This window comes from Frankia sp. CpI1-P (assembly GCF_001421075.1).
GTDB classification, from domain to species: Bacteria; Actinomycetota; Actinomycetes; order Frankiales; family Frankiaceae; genus Frankia; species Frankia torreyi.
On sequence record NZ_LJJX01000031.1, the window covers coordinates 1 to 19050 of the forward strand.

At 73.3% G+C, this 19050-nt stretch carries 15 protein-coding genes and 9 pseudogenes; 9 read left to right on the forward strand and 15 right to left on the reverse strand.

From position 1 onward, the window contains the following. Positions 1-432 precede the first annotated feature (432 nt). The 3 genes and pseudogenes from FF86_RS19615 to FF86_RS19620 form a co-directional block, all read right to left on the reverse strand. Positions 433-1545: a 1-acyl-sn-glycerol-3-phosphate acyltransferase gene (locus FF86_RS19615; RefSeq protein ID WP_044886313.1), complete on the reverse strand. Its 1113-nt coding sequence runs from the start codon at positions 1543-1545 to the stop codon at positions 433-435. A 17-nt stretch (positions 1546-1562) separates the two neighbouring features. Continuing rightward, positions 1563-1783, reverse strand: a pseudogene (locus FF86_RS52740) (patatin-like phospholipase family protein); the annotation flags it as partial. Between the two features lie 10 nt (positions 1784-1793). Next, positions 1794-2399 (reverse strand): patatin-like phospholipase family protein (locus tag FF86_RS19620; RefSeq protein ID WP_242419121.1); only part of this gene is annotated, 606 nt, incomplete at its 3' end. Between the two features lie 428 nt (positions 2400-2827). Here FF86_RS19620 and FF86_RS19625 point away from each other — a divergent pair. From FF86_RS19625 to FF86_RS52760, 4 genes and pseudogenes are all read left to right on the forward strand, one after another. Beyond that, positions 2828-3391 carry a hypothetical protein gene (locus tag FF86_RS19625; protein ID WP_055408278.1) on the forward strand — a complete coding sequence of 188 codons (564 nt, stop codon included), beginning with the start codon at positions 2828-2830 and terminating at the stop codon, positions 3389-3391. Positions 3392-3505: 114 nt separating this feature from the next. Beyond that, the coding region (locus FF86_RS52750) for an LLM class flavin-dependent oxidoreductase (protein ID WP_242419122.1) at positions 3506-3744 on the forward strand (239 nt) is incomplete at its 3' end. 1 nt (position 3745) lies between these two features. After that, positions 3746-4041, forward strand: a pseudogene (locus tag FF86_RS52755) (LLM class flavin-dependent oxidoreductase); the annotation flags it as partial. A gap of 1 nt (position 4042) precedes the next feature. Further along, positions 4043-4579: pseudogene (locus FF86_RS52760) on the forward strand (alkanal monooxygenase); the annotation flags it as partial. Between the two features lie 269 nt (positions 4580-4848). On the opposite strand, the gene FF86_RS19635 reads toward FF86_RS52760, so the two are convergent. The 3 genes and pseudogenes from FF86_RS19635 to FF86_RS19640 form a co-directional block, all read right to left on the reverse strand. Continuing rightward, positions 4849-5415: SDR family oxidoreductase (locus FF86_RS19635; RefSeq protein ID WP_242419099.1), on the reverse strand; the 567-nt coding region annotated here is incomplete at its 5' end. Between the two features lies 1 nt (position 5416). Continuing rightward, positions 5417-5634 (reverse strand): annotated as a pseudogene (locus FF86_RS52765) (SDR family NAD(P)-dependent oxidoreductase); the annotation flags it as partial. Between the two features lie 230 nt (positions 5635-5864). Continuing rightward, a partial coding sequence (locus tag FF86_RS19640) for a RecQ family ATP-dependent DNA helicase (protein ID WP_396229954.1) occupies positions 5865-7641 on the reverse strand: 1777 nt, incomplete at its 5' end. Positions 7642-8065: 424 nt separating this feature from the next. On the opposite strand from FF86_RS19640, the pseudogene FF86_RS52770 reads away from it, so the two are divergent. After that, positions 8066-8587: pseudogene (locus FF86_RS52770) on the forward strand (hypothetical protein); the annotation flags it as partial. 581 nt (positions 8588-9168) lie between these two features. Here the strand turns inward: FF86_RS52770 and FF86_RS19650 are convergent. Together FF86_RS19650 and FF86_RS52775 are read right to left on the reverse strand one after the other, a co-directional pair. Continuing rightward, positions 9169-10732 (reverse strand): class I adenylate-forming enzyme family protein (locus tag FF86_RS19650; protein WP_242419100.1); only part of this gene is annotated, 1564 nt, incomplete at its 5' end. A 1-nt stretch (position 10733) separates the two neighbouring features. Further along, positions 10734-10959: pseudogene (locus FF86_RS52775) on the reverse strand (acyl-CoA synthetase); the annotation flags it as partial. Positions 10960-11212: 253 nt separating this feature from the next. Between FF86_RS52775 and FF86_RS19655 the strand changes: the two are divergent. Both FF86_RS19655 and FF86_RS52780 read left to right on the forward strand, forming a co-directional pair. Continuing rightward, positions 11213-12211: FAD-binding protein (locus FF86_RS19655; protein ID WP_242419101.1), on the forward strand; the 999-nt coding region annotated here is incomplete at its 3' end. Between the two features lies 1 nt (position 12212). Beyond that, positions 12213-12595: pseudogene (locus FF86_RS52780) on the forward strand (D-arabinono-1,4-lactone oxidase); the annotation flags it as partial. 50 nt (positions 12596-12645) lie between these two features. On the opposite strand, the gene FF86_RS19660 reads toward FF86_RS52780, so the two are convergent. Further along, a complete protein-coding gene (locus FF86_RS19660) occupies positions 12646-12849 on the reverse strand; it encodes a hypothetical protein (protein WP_128423336.1) in 204 nt (67 codons plus the stop codon). A gap of 72 nt (positions 12850-12921) precedes the next feature. Here FF86_RS19660 and FF86_RS19665 point away from each other — a divergent pair, with 72 nt between their 5' ends. Further along, positions 12922-13596 carry a hypothetical protein gene (locus tag FF86_RS19665; protein ID WP_055868090.1) on the forward strand — a complete coding sequence of 225 codons (675 nt, stop codon included), beginning with the start codon at positions 12922-12924 and terminating at the stop codon, positions 13594-13596. Here FF86_RS19665 and FF86_RS19670 read toward each other — a convergent pair. After that, positions 13540-14547: a LysR family transcriptional regulator gene (locus FF86_RS19670; protein WP_242419102.1), complete on the reverse strand. Its 1008-nt coding sequence runs from the start codon at positions 14545-14547 to the stop codon at positions 13540-13542. The two genes, FF86_RS19665 and FF86_RS19670, sit on opposite strands and share 57 nt — an antisense overlap. Positions 14548-14623: 76 nt before the next feature. On the opposite strand from FF86_RS19670, the gene FF86_RS19675 reads away from it, so the two are divergent. Then, positions 14624-14845, forward strand: coding sequence for a hypothetical protein (locus FF86_RS19675; RefSeq protein WP_055868095.1), 222 nt, complete (start codon positions 14624-14626; stop codon positions 14843-14845). Here the strand turns inward: FF86_RS19675 and FF86_RS19680 are convergent. The 5 genes and pseudogenes from FF86_RS19680 to FF86_RS19695 all read right to left on the reverse strand — a co-directional run. After that, positions 14812-15615 (reverse strand): ABC transporter ATP-binding protein, encoded by an 804-nt coding sequence (locus FF86_RS19680; RefSeq protein WP_044886306.1) that lies wholly within the window; start codon positions 15613-15615, stop codon positions 14812-14814. The two genes, FF86_RS19675 and FF86_RS19680, sit on opposite strands and share 34 nt — an antisense overlap. Further along, positions 15615-16460, reverse strand: an 846-nt coding sequence (locus FF86_RS19685; protein WP_242419103.1) for an ABC transporter ATP-binding protein, incomplete at its 5' end; no start/stop codon positions are given. The genes FF86_RS19680 and FF86_RS19685, both read right to left, overlap by 1 nt. 68 nt (positions 16461-16528) lie before the next feature. Next, positions 16529-17944 carry a branched-chain amino acid ABC transporter permease gene (locus FF86_RS19690; RefSeq protein WP_044886333.1) on the reverse strand — a complete coding sequence of 472 codons (1416 nt, stop codon included), beginning with the start codon at positions 17942-17944 and terminating at the stop codon, positions 16529-16531. A 122-nt stretch (positions 17945-18066) separates the two neighbouring features. Next, positions 18067-18218: pseudogene (locus FF86_RS52785) on the reverse strand (branched-chain amino acid ABC transporter permease); the annotation flags it as partial. Between the two features lies 1 nt (position 18219). Continuing rightward, positions 18220-18999: pseudogene (locus FF86_RS19695) on the reverse strand (branched-chain amino acid ABC transporter permease); the annotation flags it as partial. Positions 19000-19050: the final 51 nt, after the last annotated feature.

Consider the following 19050-nt stretch of genomic DNA (forward strand, 5'->3'; position numbering starts at 1 on the left):
AGCCGGTCCCGTAGCCAGCCGGCGAGATCGGTGGCGCCGTGGCGGACGGCGAACCCACGGTCCTGGGCTTCCACGAACAGCAGGCCCCGCGCCGCGGCGACCCGGCCGGTCAGCCGGCACATCCCCTCGATCAGTCCTGCCAGTTCCCCGTCCGACAGCTGCCAGGCCTGCGCGNCCAGCAGCCCGTCGAGGTGGCGGGAGATCGTCGCGAGGCGGGCNGGCGGGTCAGGGCCGTCCCCGAGGTCGTCGTCGAAAACCATGGGTCGACGGTAGAACAACACACCCCGGATGTCGAACACATGTTCGTACGCTGTGAGCGGAGACGACACGGGAACCAACCCGCACTCCGCGAGCCCGGGCAGCGCCCGTCGGACTCGGATTCCGACCTCGCCCTCCTGCCCAGGGACGACCGAGCCCCCTGGAAGGGGCCATCTACACCACGGGGTTGACCGGGCCTGTCGGCGACGGCGGGTCGCCCTCCGATGGCTGACTCGCGTCGGCAACGGCGGCAACGGCAACGGCGCCGGCGCCGCCCCCGTCGACGCCGTTGCCGACGGCGCGCTGAGCGCCGATCCAGGCATTCACCACTGCCCAGTGCATCGTCAGCCACTGCCGCCGGGCCCGTTCGGGACCCGGGATCTCCGCTGCCGGCACCCACCACCAGCGCACCATCAGCGGCGCCACGAACGGCAACGCCCGCCAGACCTCGCCGGGCGCGCTGAACTCGTCCAGACCGGCATGCGCGACGATCATCGTGGCGGCGATCCGGCCGGTGGCGAGCGCCGCGAGCACCCCGGCCGGCCGCGGCGGCAGGACGGCGTCGAGGTCCTCGGCGACCGCCGCCCGGTCCCACTGGCCGCGCGCCCGCAACCGGGCGATCAGCCGACGCCGGCGCGACGGCGTGAAGTTCGCACCCTCCGGAAAGATCACGAGTGCCTCGCCGGCGCCCAGGCCGCGTGCGAGCTCGCCGATCCGGGCGGCGGCGTGGTCGTCCGACCCGTCGTTGCGCAGGAAGCAGGCGCCGAGCCGGCCGAGCAGGATGTCGATCGCCGGATCGAGCTGGAGCCGGTTGATCAGCACCACCCGCGGGATCCGGTGGTAGCGGTTGAGCAGCAGGTGGATGAGCACGAACGAGTCCCCCGGCCCGGCGTGCCGGCTCAGCACGAGGACGGGCCCCGAGCCGGCGTCGACCGTCCCCGCGGGCGGCTCGGTGACCTCCAGACGCAGCCCGACGAGCCGCCGGGCGGACGCGACCAGCACGGCGAGCGTGCGGCGCAGCAGCCACAGGTGGGCGGCCTCCCAGCGCCCGCCGAGGGCCGGCCGGGCCAGCCACAGCCCGAACATGGCGACGATCAGCACCGCCTCGGCGGTCAGGTAGATCGCGACGAGCAGGGCTGCGCGCGGCACCCGCAGCCGGCGGTCGACCGGCGCGCCCAGCAGGCCGAGCGCGGCGACGGCCACCCCGATCAGGGCCAGCGCCGCCGCCAGCGGCACGAACAACGGGTCGACCAGGAAGCGGCGGATCGCCCACGGTGGAACACCCACGGCGTCAACCCTCCACGTCAGGACACGTCCAGCGGCCGGGTGCGGCCGCCAGCGGTGAGGTCGAGGTAGGCCGCGGTGGCCTGCCGGGCCTGTTGGATGCGCCGGTTCAGGCCCGAGGTGGAGCGGTAGCGCAGCGGCACCAGCGGAGCTCCGCGCTCCCCGACCGGCAGCACGTGGACGGCGACACCGCTGGGCAGCCGGGCCATCGCCTCGGTGAAGCCGCGCCGGCGGGCGATCTNGAAGGCGANCAGACCGGCCTCCCACGGCCAGCGCGGCGGCCGCAGCGGCCGTTCGATCCGGCCGACGTGCAGGACGAAGACGGTGTGGGCCCCGAGCTCCACCGCCCGCCCGACCGGGTTGCTGTCGACGATCCCGCCGTCGATGAAGTGCTCCTCGCCGATGCGCACCGGCGGCAGCAGCGCCGGGACCGCACAGGAGGCCAGCACCGCCTCGACGAGCGGTCCGCGGTCGAACCAGTGCGCGGCGGCCCGTTCGATGCTCGCCGCGACGCACTGGAACCGCACCGGCAGGTCCTCGATCGGCTCGGCCGGCAGGTGCGTGCGCAGCAGCGCGCGCAGCGGGGCGTTGGAGTGCAGGTGGCCGTGTTGGACGACGGTGGCCAGCCGCCGGGCCGGGCCCCCCGCGAACACGTCGGAGATGCCGAGCTGCGACCACAGGTCGGTCAGCCGGTCGATCGTCGCGGGCGCGGGTTCGGCCGCCACCGCGGCCCCGTTGATCGCACCGACGGAGGTGCCGACCACCAGGTCGGGCAGGATGCCGGCGTCGAACAGGGCGGCGAGCATGCCGACCTCGCTCGCGCCGAGAATGCCGCCCCCGCCGAGGACGAAGGCCACCCCCGCCCCGCCGACCGCATCCGCCCCGCCGACCGCATCCGCCTGCACGCCCACCGCCCGCCCGGGCCGGAGCTCCGGCCGCTCATCCCGACCCGCCGATTTCGCGTCCACCCACACCCCATCCGCCGAACCGCCCGTATCCGCCGAACCCCTCGTATCCGCCGAACCCCTCGTGTCCACCGAACCGTCAGTCCTGCGGCGACCGCTCGCGGTCCGTGGCGGCGATCGATCACCTCCTTCCCCGATCCGGGCCGGCCGACCCGTCCGGATCCGGATCGCCGGCCCCCCCTGGCACCCCGAGCGCGCGGCCGGCATCCCCTTCGCCTCGGGCGCGGCCGGCATCCCCTTCTTCTCGGGCGCGGCCGGCATAGCCACGCCACCGGTGCCCGTCCGTCGGGGAACGACCCCGGGCAGGGAGAATGAGCGGCATGCTTTCGGACGACGACGTGGATGAGATCGTCTTCAGCGCGGCGGGCAGCGGCGATCACCGTGGCGCGGCGGGCACCCTGGAGACGCTGGCCGAGCAGCCCGACACCCACAGCGAGACGATCACCCGGGCCTCCCTGCTGGTCGACGCGGGCAGCCAGTACGGGCTCGCCCACGACTGGAGCGAGGCGATCCGCTGCTACCGTGCCGCCGTGGCCGACGGCAGCGCCTGCCCCGTCGATCCCCGTGTCTGGCTGCACGACGGGCTGCTACGCGACGGGCAGGCCGAGGAGGCCGCCGCGCTGCGGGCGGAGCTCAAGGCGGCGAAGTCGGCCGATCCGGGCGTGTACGAGGCGGTGGCCGAGAGCCTGGAGGCGGTCAGCCTGCTCGACGACGCCCACACCTGGTTCACGATGGGCTACCACCGCTGCGAGCGGGCCCCGGTGCCGGACTTCCTGCTCGACCTCCTGCTCGTCGGGCGCCGCCGGGTGCGCGTGGCGCTCGGCCATCCCAGCGACGCCCTCGACGAGGTCGCCGAGGACTACATGGAGACCGTGGGCGGCTGAGGCGTGACCGCGGCCGGCAGAGACGTGACCGGAACCGGCTCCGACGTGGCGGGAACCGGCTCCGACGTGGCGGGTGGGGAAGACAGCGGCCCCGCCACGTCGTTGCACCACGTCGTGAAACCGACCCGAAGCGTCCCCCTGTCCGTGCTGGACCTCGTGCCGGTCGGCACCGGAACGACCCCCACCGATGCGGTCCGCGGGTCGCTCGACCTCGCCCGGCACGCCGAACGACTCGGATTCACCCGATACTGGTTGGCGGAGCACCATGGCATGCCCGGCATCGCCAGTTCGGCGACGTCGATCCTCATCGGCCAGGTCGCCGCGGCCACCAGCACGATCCGGGTGGGTTCCGGNGGCGTGATGCTGCCCAACCACGCTCCGCTGGCCGTTGCCGAGCAGTTCGGCACGCTCGGTGCCCTGTTCCCCGGCCGGATCGACCTGGGCATCGGCCGGGCCCCCGGCACGGATCCCGCCACCGCCCGGGCGCTGCGGCGCACCGCCGGGCTGCTCGCCGTCGACGACTTTCCCGAGCAGCTTGCCGAGCTGACCACCTTCCTCGCCGGCGGCGACTTCGCCGCCGACCATCCGATGCGCGGCGTGCACGCGTTCCCGCAGTCCCCGGCGCCGCCCATCTGGCTGTTGGGGTCCAGNGGCTACAGCGCCCAGGTGGCCGGGATGCTGGGCCTGCCGTTCGCCTTCGCGCACCATTTCAGTTCGGCGAACACGGTGCCGGCGCTCGATCTGTACCGCCGGTCGTTCCGCCCCTCGCCCGGCCGGGAGCATCCGTACGCGATCGTGGCCACCGCCGTGGTCTGCGCCGAGGACGATGAGCGCGCCGAATGGCTCGCGGCGCCCGTCCGGCTGGCGATGCTGCGGATACGCGGCGGCCGTCCCGGCGTCTTCCCCTCCCCCGAGGAGGCCGCCGCGCACTCCTGGACCCCGCAGGAGCGGGCCGCGGCCGAGAACGCGACGGCGTCGCACATCGTCGGCTCCCCCTCGACCGTCCGCGCCGGGATCGACGCCCTGCTCGACGTGACCGGCGCCGACGAAATCATGATCACCACGAACGTCCACCGGCTGGCCGACCGGATCCGCTCCTACGAGCTGGTCGCCGAGCTCGGCGGGCTGACCCCGGCCGACCCGGTCGCTCCGGCATTCGCCCCGGTGGGAGCGTCCCGCTCACAGTGACCGGGCCGCTCGCACCTGACCGGGCCGCTCGCACCTGACCGGGCGCGCCCACGCATGGCTGGGCCCGCCGGCGGTGCTCGGCGGCAGCCGGCCCGGCGGCAGCCGGCCCGGCGCCGGTCGCCCCCCGACCGGGCCACTGCGGGGTCGCCCGATCGGGGGATGGTTCCGTCGGCCGCCGGAGGGCCGCGCCGCGCCGCGGACCCTCACGGCGGTGGGCGGCCGGGGTGGTCCGATCGGATCGCACGGAACGGCCGGCGGGGGTGGCCCGATCAGGCCGCGCGACGCTTCACGGGCGCCGCGCCCGGCAGCGCGGCCAGCGACCCGGACCGCAGCACCCGCTCGGTGATCCGCGCGACCAGGCCGCGGGGCAGCAGCCGGGAGGCGTTGGACGTCAGGTAGTTCAACCGGCCGTCGATGACGTACGCCTGGCCCCGGTCGAGGGCACGGAAGGCCGCCGCCACCACCTCGTCGGTGGTCCGCAACCGGCCGCCGGCGGACATCCGCGAGCCGACGACCTCGAAGAAGTTGGTGTCGGTCGGCCCCGGGCACAGCGCGAGCACGCGCACCCCGCGGGAGCGGCACTCGGCCCACAGGCCGATGGAGAGCGACAGGACGAAGGCCTTGGAGGCCCCGTAGACCGCCATGTAGGGGACGGCCTGGAAGCCCGAGGTCGACGACACGTTGATGATGGTGCCGGAACCCCGGGCCACCATGGCCGGCAGGAACAGGTGCGCGACCCGCTCCACCGCCACGACGTTCAGCATCACCTCTCGGTGGTCCCGGTCCGCGGACAGCTCGTGGTACGGCCCACGGGTCCCAAAGCCGGCGTTGTTGACNAGGATGTCGATCTCCAGGCCGATCTCGGCGACCGCCTTGGCAAGCTGGTCGGGGCCGCTCTCCTCGGCGAGGTCGATGGGGACGGCGTGCACCTCGACCCCGTAGCGGGTGCCCAGCCGCTCCGCGACCTCCCGCAGCCTGGGCTCCGCCGGCGCCACCAGGACGAGTCTGGCACCCCGGGCCGCATACGCCTCCGCGAAGGCCGCGCCGATGCCTGANGATGCCCCTGTGACCAGGGCGGTGCTCATCTGAAGATCCGCTCGCGCGGTCATGGTCCTCCCTGCTTGGCCGGGCGCGTCACCGTGCTTGGATCCAGCGCACGGCACGCGACGATGTCAGGAAACGACATCATCGGACATCTCGGGATGGACCGGGCAAATGCTGTAACGACGGTCGTACCTGTAGGTGCGGGCCCTTCGGTGGGGGGATGCCCTGCGGCGCAGGTCTTTCACGTCCGGTCGAGCAGGTGACGTTCCCGGACCGCCCCCACCGACAGGGTGCGGTAGCCGACGTCGTCGAACAGCACAGTGATGCGATCGCCATCCTCCTTGACGACCTGTCCCCGGCCCCACGAGACGTGGCGCACCGCGGCGCCGGCCGGGAACGGCGCCTCGCCGTCAGCGGGTTCGACCCGCCGCTGGGCCGGCAGGCCGGCCAGGCAGTTGTCGCAGCGCCCGCACGGGCCGCCGGTCGTCTCACCGAAGTAGGCCAGCAGGAACGCCCGTCGGCAGTCCCGGGTCTCGGCATAGCCGCGCATCATCTCGACACGGGAACGGTCGACCTCGACCCGCGCCTCGGCCACCCCGAGCGCGCGCCGCGCCGCCTCCTGCGGATCCGGGGCGTCGGCCCGCGCGGCGATGCGCCCGTCGTCGCCCACTGCCACCACATCCGCGCTGGCCAGCAGGTCCACCAGCCGGGTCAGCGCGGTGTCCCGCAGCCCCGCCGCCTTGGCCAGCTCCCGCGCCGTCACCGGTGCGTCGGCGTGCCCCAGCAGCACCGCGACGCGTCGTAAGGCAGTCTCGTCGACCCGGCCGGACGCGAAGAAGCGCCGCAGCCCGAGATCCTCCGGCCGGTAGAACAGGCAGGCCACCGCGGGCTCACCGTCCCGCCCCGCACGGCCGATCTCCTGGTAGTAGGAGTCGAGGGAGTCGGCCACCTCGGCGTGGATGACGGTGCGGACGTTGGGTTTGTCGATGCCCATGCCGAACGCGGTCGTGGCGACCACCACGTCGCACCGATCAGCCATGAAGTCCGCCTCGACCTCGCGTCGGCGCGCGGCCTTCAGCCCGGCATGGTACGGATACACCGTCAGCCCGAGGCCGGCGAGCTCGTCGGCCAGCTCCTCGGTGGCCCGCCGGGTGGCCGCGTAGACCAGCGCCGGCTTGGCCTCCCCCGCGATGCGTTCGATCAGGCTCGCCCGCTTGGCCTCCTCGTCGGTGAACGACACCACAGACAGGAAGATCTCGGGCCGGTCGAACCCCCGCACGACCTCGACCGGGTCGCGCAGCCGTAGCCGCTCGCGGATCTCCCGGCGCACCGGCGGGGCCGCAGTGGCCGTCAGCGCCACGACCGTCGGATGCCCGAGGTCCTCGATGACCTGCCCGAGCTGGCCGTAGTCGGGCCGGAAGTCGTGCCCCCAGGACGCGATGCAATGGGCCTCGTCCACGACGAACAGGGACGGTCGCGCCTCGCGCAGCGCCGCCCGGACGTCGTCGCGGGCCAACTGCTCCGGCGCCAGAAAGAGGAACTCGGTGCGCCCCTGCCGGACCGCGTCGAAGGCGGCCTGCCGGGCCGCCCGCCCGGCGTCCGAGTTCGCCGCGGCCGCCGCCGGGTCGTCGTCGCCCAGCAGGCCCGCCAGCCGCTCGGTCAGTCCGCGCACCTGGTCGCGTTGCAACGCGATCAACGGCGAGACCACGATGGTCGGGCCGGCCAGCACCAGCGCCGGGATCTGGTAGACCGCCGACTTGCCCCCGCCGGTCGGTAGCACGCACAGCGTGTCCCGGCCCTCGACGACGGCCCGCATGGCGTCGAGCTGACCGTCCCGCAGCTCCGCGAAACCGAACCCCTCCTGGGCGACCAGCCGGATCAGGTCGCCCAGCTCGTCGTCAACCCTGGCACCCGGCCTGGCACCCGGCCCGGCCACCGCGGGCTCCTGCGACCCTCCCGCTTCCAGCGGCCTTCCCGCTTCCAGCGACATGCCCGGTTCTGGCGGCAGGCTCGGCTGGNGGGTCGCCGCCGGCTCGCGGGAAGCATCCGGCTGCGGGGCGGTGGCCGGCGACCGGCGCCGGCCCGACTCGGAGGGCGTCCGCGCCCGTGCCTCGGTGGCACCGGCGGCGGGCGCAGAGCGGCGCCGCCCCCGGATCCAGGCAGTCAGCAGTCTGGTTGTCTGATCACGACGGCTCATGGTGCCGCTGGGCGTACCCACTCACCACGGGCCCCCACCCTCGAACGACCACGAAGGGGACAACCTTCGCCGACCTACCACCACCATTCCGACACCGACCGACAAACGCCCGCCCCAGCGAACCGCCGCTCGCCCACACAGGTCTGCCGTACCGGCCGACTCACGGAGCACATTCGACTCCGAAAAGTATTTGACCGACTACAGTTTTGCTCCTACCGGATGATCGCCGCGGGAGGAATGTATCAATGCGTAGCCGGAGGTTCCGACATCTGACGGTTCCCCTTATCGCCCTGCTCGCCGCGACCGCCATCGCGCTCCCCCTCCTCGGCCGCGGCGGGGGCAACGCCGTCGACGGGGACGGCGCCGCCTCGGCCAGCCCGGTGGTCGGCGACAGGAAGGCAGGCGACCCGGCCGGGCGGCTTGGACGGGCCGAGCCGACGCGCCGGCCGCTGACCGCCGCGGCCAGGGCCGTCCCGGCCACCCCGGCGGGCAAGCTGCGCTTCGGGTTGGGGCCCGGGCTCGACAGCGCCCACACCTCCCCGCTCGCGCCTGACCTGGACTTCCTCAGCACCTGGTACAACGGGCCGAACGATCTGAGCTTCCTGCGCAAGTGGAAGGCCGATCTGATCCCCGAGGTCTACCGTTCGGGTCACGGCATCCACCTCATCGTCTGGCTCGACGGCACCGGCGAGGTCGGCACCGTCCAGACGGCGCACGGCCCGGCGTGCGGACGCGAGTACCCGCTGTCGAGCGGCTTCCTCGACGACNCGCGCGAGCTCGCCTCGATCTTCTCCGGTCCCGCGGACGGTCCCGCGCTCTACGTCACGCTGTTCACCGAGTTCCAGACGTACCCGTGCCACCCGAACGCGTGGGCCACCACGCCGGACACCACCAACTACTACCTCACGCTGCAGGACCAGTACCTGGCGGCGTTGGACATCTTCCATTCCGGCGCGCCGAACGCGCGGGTGTCACTCGGCTGGGGCGGTTGGCAGAGCCGCTGGGACGATCCGGTCGCCGGCGGCGGCCGATCGCTGATCACCCATTTCGCGGACGTGCTGCGCGCCTCGGACTTCGAGAGCTTCCAGGCGATGGGCACCGACTCGAACGCCGCGGACGTGCGGGACATGACGCGGGCGCTCGGCCAGTACGGCCCGGTCATGCTGGCCCACTTCAAGTCCGAGTCGCAGGCGACGTGGGAGGCGGACATGCACGCGTTGCTGGCCGGGGACGCGGTGCGCCAGCTCAGCCAGGACGGCCTGTTCGCGTTCAGTTTCATGGACGCGGCCAACATCGCCTCGCCGACGGCGCTAAGCCTGGCCCGGGGCGCGATCCAGAGCCACGGGGTTCACTCGACACTCTGAGCGCGCCGAGGCCCGTCGGCGGGCGTGCCGTCGGCGGGCGTGCCGTCGGCGGGCGTGCCGTCGGCGGGCGTGGTGCGCTGGGACGGCGAGGAGGCGGCGGTCAGCGACCGCAGGGCCCGGCGGTCGGTCTTGAGCACGCTGGTGAGCGGCAGCGACTCGATGATGTGCACCTCACGGGGGTAGCGCAGGGGTCCGAGCCGGGCCCGGCCCCAGCGCACCAGTTCCTCCGGGGAGACCGTGCCGCCGGCGACGAGCTGCACATAGGCGATCACCTCCTCGCCGTGGCGGTGGTCGGCCCGGCCGACGACCCCGCACGCGGCGACGTCGGGATGACCGAGCAGGCCGTCCTCGACGTCACGCGGGTAGACGTTGACCCCGCCCCGGATGATCAGGTCCTTGATCCGATCGACGACGTACAGGTAGCCGTCGACGTCGCAGCGCCCCACGTCACCGGTATGCAGCCAGCCGCCACGCAGCGCCTCGGCGGTGGCCTGCGGCGCCTGCCAGTACCCCGTCATCACCATCGGGCCCCGCAGGCAGATCTCCCCGTCCTGCCCGGTGCCGGCCGCCGAGCCGTCGGGCAGCTCGACGCGCACCTCGACCCCGAACGCGGGAAGACCGACGCTGCCCAGCCGCGCCGCGCCCGGCGGCGTGATGGTGACGCCGCCCGCGCTCTCCGTGCAGCCGTACCCCTCGACCAGCTCGACGCCGGGCAGGCGCCGCTGCCACTCGAGCGCGATCTCCCTCGGCAGCGGCGCGCCGCCACTGGTGACGCGGCGCAGCGACGACGTGTCGGCCAGGTGCAACGGCTCCGCGAGCAGCTGACCGATCATGGACGGCACCAGCGCGCTGACCGCGACCCGGTGTTCGGCCACCAGGTCCAGCCACCCGCGGGGGTCGAACCAGCGCATCAGGACCGCGGGGCCAGGCTTGCGCGCATGCAGCGTCATCACGCTGATCGTCAGGCCGTAGATGTGCGACAGCGGCAGCGGCAGCAGGCCGGCGAGCTCCTCGTCCAGGTTCCCCGACGAGGCCGCGAAGCCCCCGGCGGACAGCGCGTCGTGGGACAGCACGACCCCCCGCGCCCGCCCGGTGGTGCCGCCGGTGTAGAGCAGCGCGGCCATGGCATCCGGATCGGCCGGTTCGAGGGGACCTTCGTCGCCCGCCGCGAGGTCGGCGAAGCGCAGTACCGGCGGCCCCGCCCCGGCCGCCCCGGCCAGGTCGGACCGGCCGGCCAGATCAGCACCAGCACCAGCACCAGCACCAGCACCAGCACCAGGCGAATCGTCCGCCACGATCAGTGCCCGCACCTGCGGGCAGCCGCTCGCCACCGCGCGGACCTTGGTCAGGAACTCGGGGGTCGTGACGACGAACCGGGCGCCGCTGTCGACCAGCACGTGACGCAGCTCGGCCTCGTCGAGCAGGAACAGCGTCGGCGTCACGACCCCGCCGGCCCGCCACACCCCGTGGTAGGCGACGGCGACCTCCGGACAGTTGGCCATGTGGACGACCACCCGGTCACCGGCGACCAGCCCCGCGCCGCGCAGGNCGGCGCTGAACCGGCAGGATCGGACGAAGCGGGCCGCGCCGGACTCGACCCGACCCTCGAAGATCAGTTCCTCGGTGCCGCCGGTGCGTTCCACGGCGAGCTCCGCGAGCCTGCCCAGGCTGAACCCGGTCGGTCGGTAGCCGGCTGCGCTCACCATCTCCCACGTCGCCTTCCGCCGGCGCGTCGGCGAGCCGGCGACTCCGGCCCGCTCGCGCATGTGAAGCATCTCACCTCACCGGATGATCGGCGGCCTGCTCGCCACACCTCGGCCGCGGCGCGGGGAACACGTCGGGAACACGGATGGCGGACCAACGGCGCGCCGTACACCGCTGGTTACGGGGGCGCGGCGTGGTCCCTCGCGGGCCGTCGGACGGACCCGCCGGGCAGGAAGCCGGCTCGGCGGTCCACGATGGGGACCGGCCGCGCCGGTGGGTCGCCCACTCGCGTCGCCGGTCGTCGGCCCCCGGACGGAGGTGCACATGGGCTCGCCCCTCGGTGAACCCGCGGCGTGGCGGAACTGGGCGGGCAACGAGACCGCCCGGGCGGTCCGGCTCGCTCGACCCCGCACCGCCGAGGAGGCGTCGGCGGTGGTGACCGCTGCCGTGCGGGACGGCCGGCGGGTCCGGGCCACCGGCACCGGCCACGCGATGAACGCGATCGGCCGGCCGGACGACGGCGGCGTGCAGATCGCCCTGGACCGCTGCGCCGATCTGGTCGCGCTCGACGGTGGCAGCGGGCTGGTGACGGTGCGCGGCGGGATGACCCTGCGCCGGCTGAATCGGCTGCTCGCCGAGGCCGGGCTGGCCCTGACCAACCAGGGCCATGGCGAGCAGGCGACGATCGCCGGGGCGATCGCCACGGGAACCCACGGCACGGGCGCCCGCTACGGCGGGCTGTCCACGCAGGTACGGGCGCTGGAGGTGGTGCTCGCCGACGGCAAGGTGGTCACCTGCTCGCGGGGGGAGCGCCCCGAGCTGTTCGCGGCCGCCCGCCTCGGCCTCGGCGCCGTCGGCGTCGTGACCTCGGTGACGCTGCAGGCCGTGCCGTTGTTCGCCCTGCACGTGCGGGAGAGCCGGCTGCCACTGGCCGAGGTGCTCGACAGCTACGGCGCGCTCGTCGAGCAGGCCGACCACGTCCGCTTCGCCTGGTTCCCGCACACCTCGACCGCGCTGGTCCGCTGGGATGACCGTCGCCCGGTCGACGACGAGCTGGCCCCGCCGCCCCGGCGACACGACCGGCTGACCGGCGGCCCGGTGTCCGGCGGCGTCTTCGAAGCCCTGATGGTCGCCGCCCGGCGGCTGCCAGCCGCGGACCGCCCCGCCGCCCAGCTCGCCGCCCGCGTCGGCGCTCTGCCAGCGGGCGGTCGGCCGTCACTCGACCTCTCCTACCGGGTGTTCGCCTCGGGCCATCCGGCGATCGTGGGTCACCCGGCGATCCGGTACAAGGAGATCGAGTACGCCGTCCCCCGCGCCGAGCTCNCCGCCGCCATGGGCGAGCTCGCCGCCGCCGTGACCCGATCCGGGGTGCGCACCGCCTTCCCCGTCGAGGTCCGCTGCGCGGCCGCGGACGAGATCCCACTGTCCCCCGCCTTCGGCCGCGACACCGCCTACATCGCTGTGCGCACCGACCGTCGCGGCCCGCACGAGAACTACTTCGGCCGCGCCGAACAGATCATGCTGGCGGCCGGCGGGCGGCCTCACTGGGGCACCCTGCACACGCTGGCCGCGGCGCAGCTACGCGAGCGCTACCCCCGCTTCGACGACTTCCTGGCCGTCCGCGACGCGGTCGACCCGGCCGGCCTGTTCGCCAACGCCCACCTCGACCGCGTCCTCGGCCCGCCCCCAGTACCTGCGGTTTCGTGAACCGTTCCGGTACTCGGGCCGAGGTATGACTGGTAGTGTGGCATCCCCGCTCATGACGTCGGCGTCAGCCGAATCGCCACCACGGGTTCTCCTGCCATTTCTTCTGGCTGATCGTCGTCGGCGTCGGTTCCCCGTGTACCCGGAGGCCAGACATTCCCATCAGCGAAGCCGAACTCGACGCACACATCTTTGACGGGGTCAGACTCGCGCCACTCGGCCAGCACGAGCCGAAGAAACTCCTCGACCGCGAACACACGCACCTTTTCCTCGCGGAACTCGAGCGACGCTATCCGAACTACCAGCACAACCCGACGCTGACCTCCGCGTTGCTCGCCGCGTCGATCACGGCGATCAATCTGCATGCGCGGATCACGCGGGCGGTCGTCACGAACGAGCTGTCCCAGGCCGAGGCGGTGCTCGGAATGGTGAACACGGACCACCCCCGACCCGCCCCGGCGACCCAGGTCGAGCGTCTGATCGACTGGCTGGAGGCTCACCGGGGTGACTCCACCTGGCAGGGCGAACCCGAACAGAACCAGCTTGGCGGGATCAGTGATTACCAGGCCTGGCTCACCGGCCCGCCCCCTCTTGCGAATCCGCCCGGCCCGGATACCCGACTGATCTGCTGGGAGGTCGTTCTCCTCGCCGCCGCAAGCGTCGGTATCTACTCCGTCGCGCAACTACGCACCGCCTACGCGGGCAACAAACTCGCCGGCACCTTCGCCCTGTTCAGCTCCCACGGCCGGACCGACATCCAGAACGACGGCCGGTCGGACTTCGCCGTGGCGAACCAGATCCAGGCGGGTGACGCGATCATGATTAAGTCCACCGCCGCGGATTTCGACCACGTCGTGGTCGCGGCCAGGCCGGACCAGGCCAATCTGCGCAACATCGAGGTTCTCTCGCTGTGGAACCGCGGCACCGGCGGCGTTCTCGGGAAGACCCTACTGGACAACCTGATCATCGATGAGGTCCAGGCGATCCGACACGCCCGCCTGTAGACCGACCGGATCAGCACCGCGCCGCCGTCCCTGGGGGAAGGCATGGTAGAGGTCGGGGGATCGGGCGGCGGCGACGATGGCGGCGAGGGTGGCGGACAGGTGCGGGGCCTGCTGGGAGCCGCGGCGCACCGCGGCGAAGATGGGCCGGATCGGCGGGACGCCGGCGATCGGTCGCAGGGCCACCTGCGGGGTGCTGGCCAGCTTCGCCAGTCGGGGGATGAGGCCGACCCCGCAACCCGCGGCGATCAGGTCGAGGACCGCGGTGTAGTCGTCGCAGCGGTGGCGCACCCGGGGAACGAATCCGGCCGCGGCGCACGCCGCGTGGGTGACCTCGTGGCAGGGGGTGCCGGCACGGCTGGAGATGAAGTCCTCCCCGCCGAGCACCTCCAGCGGCACGGCCGCGGCGGCGGCGTAGGGGTGCCCGGCGGGCAGTGCGACGTCGAGCGGGTCGTCGAGCAGCGGGATCGGTAGCAGCCGCTCGTCGAGGGGCTGGGCACCCGGGTGGGTGATGCTGACCGCGAGATCCAGGTCGCCGGCCAGCAGCAGATCGAAGCACGCGGGCTCGGCGACGTCGGACACCGACATCCGCAGCCGCGGCCGGCTCTCCCGCAACGCCGCCAGCGCCGGCACGACGATGCCGGAGATCGCCGTGGTGAAGGCCGCCACGGCCACCGACCCGACCCGCCCCTCGTTGAAGGCGGCGAGGTCCGCCTCAGCCCGCTCGAGCTGGGCGAACAGGACGTCGGCATGGCCCAGCAGCACCCGGGCGGCGGGGGTGAGCCGGACCCGGCGGCCGGCCGGGTCGAGCAGCCGCACGCCGGTCTCCTTCGCCAGGGCGGCGAGCTGCTGGCTGACCGCGGACGGCGTCAGGTGCAGCGCCGCAGCCGTGGCCACGACCGTCCCCCGGCTGTCGAGCTCCCGCAGGATGCGCAGGCGGCGCACATCGATCATGCAGAAAATCTTAGCTGTTGTGTGCAGAAAAATTAGATGGACTGCAAAGGCGTCTACCCCGATCCTCGGGATCATGATGCACGCGATCGTGACGGGCGGAGCCCTGCTGCTGGTCCTCGCCGGCTGGCTGTGGGGACCCGACACCCGCGACGGCCTGGACTGGGCCCGCCGCAACGACGGGATCAGCCCAGGAATCGGCTTCGGACCGGGCAGCGGCCTCGGCCCCCGAGGAGGGAACGATCGAGGGGACGCCGAGCGGGCGGCTCAGGCGGAGTCGGCGCGGATCACGGCGCCGTGAGCCGGGCCCGCCGCCGCGCCGCCCCGGGTCGGCGCGGGCCCCTCCGCACCCTCCGGCCCGCCGGCGACGTCCTCGCCGAGGTACGCCTGACGGACCCGGTCGTCGGCAAGCAGGGCTGCGGCCGCATCCGCGAGGACGACCCGGCCGGTCTCCAGCACGTACCCCCGCCCGGCGATCCGCAGCGCCGAGGCCGCGTTCTGCTCGACGAGCAGCACCGCGACCCCCTCCCGGTTGATCTCGGCGATCACCTCGAAGATGGTCTGGACGATCATCGGCGCCAACCCCATCGACGGCTCGTCGAGCAGGATCAGCCGCGGCCGGCTCATCAGCGCCCGGCCGATCGCGAGCATCTGCTGCTCGCCGCCCGACAGCGTGCCGCCCGCCTGGCCGATCCGCTCGGCCAGGCGCGGGAACAGCGCCACGACCCGGTCGAGGTCCGCCCGCGCATGCCGACGATCATGATAGGCGCCCATCAGCAGGTTCTCGCGGACGCTCATGCTGGGGAAGACCCGCCGGCCCTCGGGCACGTGGCTGACGCCGGCGCCGACGAGGCCGTGTGCCGGGATGGACGACAGCGGCCGGCCGTCGAGGCGCACCTCGCCGGCCCGGGGCCGCAGCAGGCCGGAGATGGTTCGCAGGGTCGTCGTCTTACCGGCGCCGTTGGCGCCGAGCAGGGTGACGATTTCGCCCTCGGCGACCTGGAGGCTGACCCCGCGCAGGGCGGTCACCGCGCCGTAGGCGACCTCGACGTCGCTCAGTGTCAACAGCATCAGCGCGCGTCCTTCCGCCCGGCGGCGCCAGGCCCGGCGGTGACGTCGGCATCGCCATCGGTGGCCTCGGCGTCGGTGACGCCGAGGTACGCCTCGATGACCGCCGGATCACGCTGGACCTCCCCCGGCGTGCCGTGGGCGATCACCCGGCCGAAGTTGAGCACGACCACCGAGGTGGCCACGGACATCACCAACCGCATGTCGTGCTCGATGAGCAGCACGGACACGCCGGTGCCGGCGATGCGGGTGATGAGCGCGGCGAGGTCGCGCTTCTCCGCCGGGTTGGTGCCGGCGGCCGGCTCGTCGAGCAGCAGCAGGCTGGGCCCGGTGCCCAGGGCCCGGGCGATCTCCAGCCGGCGCTGCTCGCCGTACGGCAGCGAGGCGGCCAGCTCGTGCGTGCGGTGGGACAGCCCGACCAGGTCGAGCAGGCTCAGCGCGTGGCGCACCCCGTCGCGCTCGGCGCGCCGGGCGTGCGGCAGGCCCAGGATCGCGCCGACCGGCCCGTACCGCTGGCGCACCTCGGTGCCGATCTGCACGTTCTCCAGGGCCGACAGGGCGGGGAACAGCCGGATGTTCTGGAAGGTGCGGGCCACCCCGAGCCGGGTGATCGCGTGCGGACGGCGGCCGACGAGCTCGGTCGGGCCGTCCGGACGCGGCCAGAAGGTCACCGAGCCCTCCTGCGGCCGGTACGCCCCGGTCAGGCAGTTGAACAGCGATGTCTTGCCGGCCCCGTTCGGGCCGATCACCGCGAGGATCTCCCCGCGGCGCTGGCGCAGCGACACCCCGTCGAGGCTGGTCACCCCGCCGAAGCGCAGCGCCAGGTCGCGGGCCTCGACGACCAGGTCNCCGGATGCGGTCTCGTCGACGTGCGGACGGCGGGCGCCGGGCACCCCGCGGTGGGCACCGGCCCGGCTCACCGCTGCCCTCCCGTCGGCGCGGCACCGAGGGAGTCGGCGGCGCCGATGCCCTCCTCCGCAAGCTCGATCTCGCGCCGGCGGCGGCGCGACGGCACGAGACCCTGCGGACGGAAGATCATCATGATCACGATGACGGCCCCGAAGTAGATGTAACGGTCCGCGGGCGGCACCTTGTCCCGCAGGTAAAAGGCGAGTCCCTGCAGGACCACGGCGCCGACGACGACGCCGAGTCGGGAGCCCATCCCGCCGAAGATGACCACCGCTACGACGAAGAACGACGCCTGGAGGCTGAAGCTCTGGGGATTGAAGAACTGCTTGGAGGCGAACAGCACGCCGGCGAAGCCCGACACCGACGCACCGATCGCGAAGGCGAGCAGCTTCATGCGCAGCGTCGCCACGCCGGTCGCCTCGGCGGCGATCTCGTCCTCCCGGATGGCGGCCCAGGACCGGCCGATCCGGGACCGTTCGAGCCGACCGAAGGCGATCATCACCCCGATGACGATGACGAGCAGCAGGTAGTAGTACGGCAGCGGGTCGATGCCCCACTTGTAGTCGATGCCGAGCAGGTCGACCGACAGGTGCGGCACGCCGAAGGCGCCGCGGGCGCCGTTGGTGATGTTGTCGGCGTTGTTGGCCACCAGGTGGATGATCTCGCCGAAGCCGAGGGTGACGATCGCCAGGTAGTCCCCGCGCAGCCGCAGCGTCGGTGCGCCGAGGATGACCCCGGCGAGCGCGGCGAGGACCAGCGCGATCGGGAAGACGAAGAACGGGTTGAGCACGAACGGCGCGTGCCACGGCATCGCGGTCTGCGAGGTGAAGTAGGCCGTCGCGTAGGCGCCGATGGCGAAGAACGCGATGTAGCCGAGGTCGAGCAGGCCGGCGTAGCCGACGACGACGTTGAGGCCGAGGGCGAGCAGCGCGTAGATGCCGATGTCGTTGACCATCGACTGCTGGGCGGCCGTCGAGACGACCAGGGGCGCGACGATCGCAACGGCGAGCAGCGCCAGGTTCAGCACGATCGGACCGCCGCGGCGACCGTAGGCCGCGCCGATCGGCGCGCGCACCGGGGCGCTCACCCGCTCCAGGGCGCCGCGCAGCTGCGCGCCGAGCACCAGCAGTACCCACAGCGCGACGGCGAGTCCCAGGTAGAGCACGATCCGGACGTCGACGATCGAGTCCTTCGCCGCCTGCAGCGGCTTGTCGGAGTTGCCGGTCGGGCCGGTGACGATCGCGGCGAGCACGCCGACCAGCAGCAGCGCGCCGAGCTGGCGCAGTCGGGCCGGGGCGAACAGCTCCGCCGGGTGCCACGCGGGCCGTGCCGGCCCGCCGCCGGGACCGCCGAGGCTGGTGGAGGCGGTGGGCTCGGCGGAGCCGGTGGGGTCGGATCGACTCCCGGCGATGCGCAGCGGCATGGTGGCGGCACCACTGCCGGGACCGGTCGGCCCGGTCGGCCCGGTCGGCCCGGTCGGCCCGGTCGGCCCGGTCGGCCCGGCCGGCTCAGTCGGGCCGGGTGGGCCGGCGGCGGGAGGCGCGCTCATGCCGCCCGCCCCAGCCGCTCGCCGAGCAGGCCGGACGGTCTGATCATCAAGATCGCCACCAGGACGAGGAAGGCGATGACGTCCTTGTAGGACGCCTGGAACAGGTAGCCACCATAACTCTCGACCAGGCCGAGCAGCAGGCCGCCGANCATCGCGCCGCGCACGTTGCCGATGCCGCCGAGGACCGCCGCGGTGAACGCCTTCACCCCAGGAACGAACCCCATGCTGTACGAGGCGTTGAACGTCATCGCGTACAGGAAGCCGCCGGCACCGGCGAGTAGGCCGCCGACGACGAACGTGATGATGATGATCCGCTCGACGTTCACCCCCATCAGGACGGCGGTGTCGGCGTCCTGAGCCACGGCCCGGATGCCCTGGCCGAGGCGGGTGCCGGCGACGAGGCGGTCCAGGCCGATGAGCATCGCGACCGCGACGGCGAAGATGACCAGCGACTGGGTGGAGACGTCGGCGCCGAAGACCGTGAAGACCGTGCCGTTGTGGAACAGGTCGGGCAGGTCGACGTTCTGCCGGCCGAACTCCTTGCCGGCCAGGTTGACAGCGAACAGCGACGCCCCGATCGCGCTGATCAGGTAGGCCAGCCGGGGCGCGGAGCGGCGCCGCAGCGGCCGGTAGGCCACGCGCTCGAGGGTGAACGCGGCGAGCCCCCCGCAGATCGCGCCGGCGCCGAGGCCGATGGCCACCAGCCCCACGGACGCGAGCCCCCCGGGCACCGAGCCGTCGTCGGGCAGCAGGGCTCGGGCGGCGAACAGGCCGCCGAAGGATCCCAGCATGAACACCTCGCTGTGCGCGAAGTTGATGAGCTGGAGAACCCCGTACACGAGCGTGTACCCGAGTGCTATGACCGCGTACAGCGAGCCGACCATCAGACCGTCGATGGTCAACTGCCAGAACTGGTCGAGGAAACCCATACGTGTGCCTCGTTCGTCGCGTGGCTCGTTCGCCTGGCCGAAGTTTCGTTC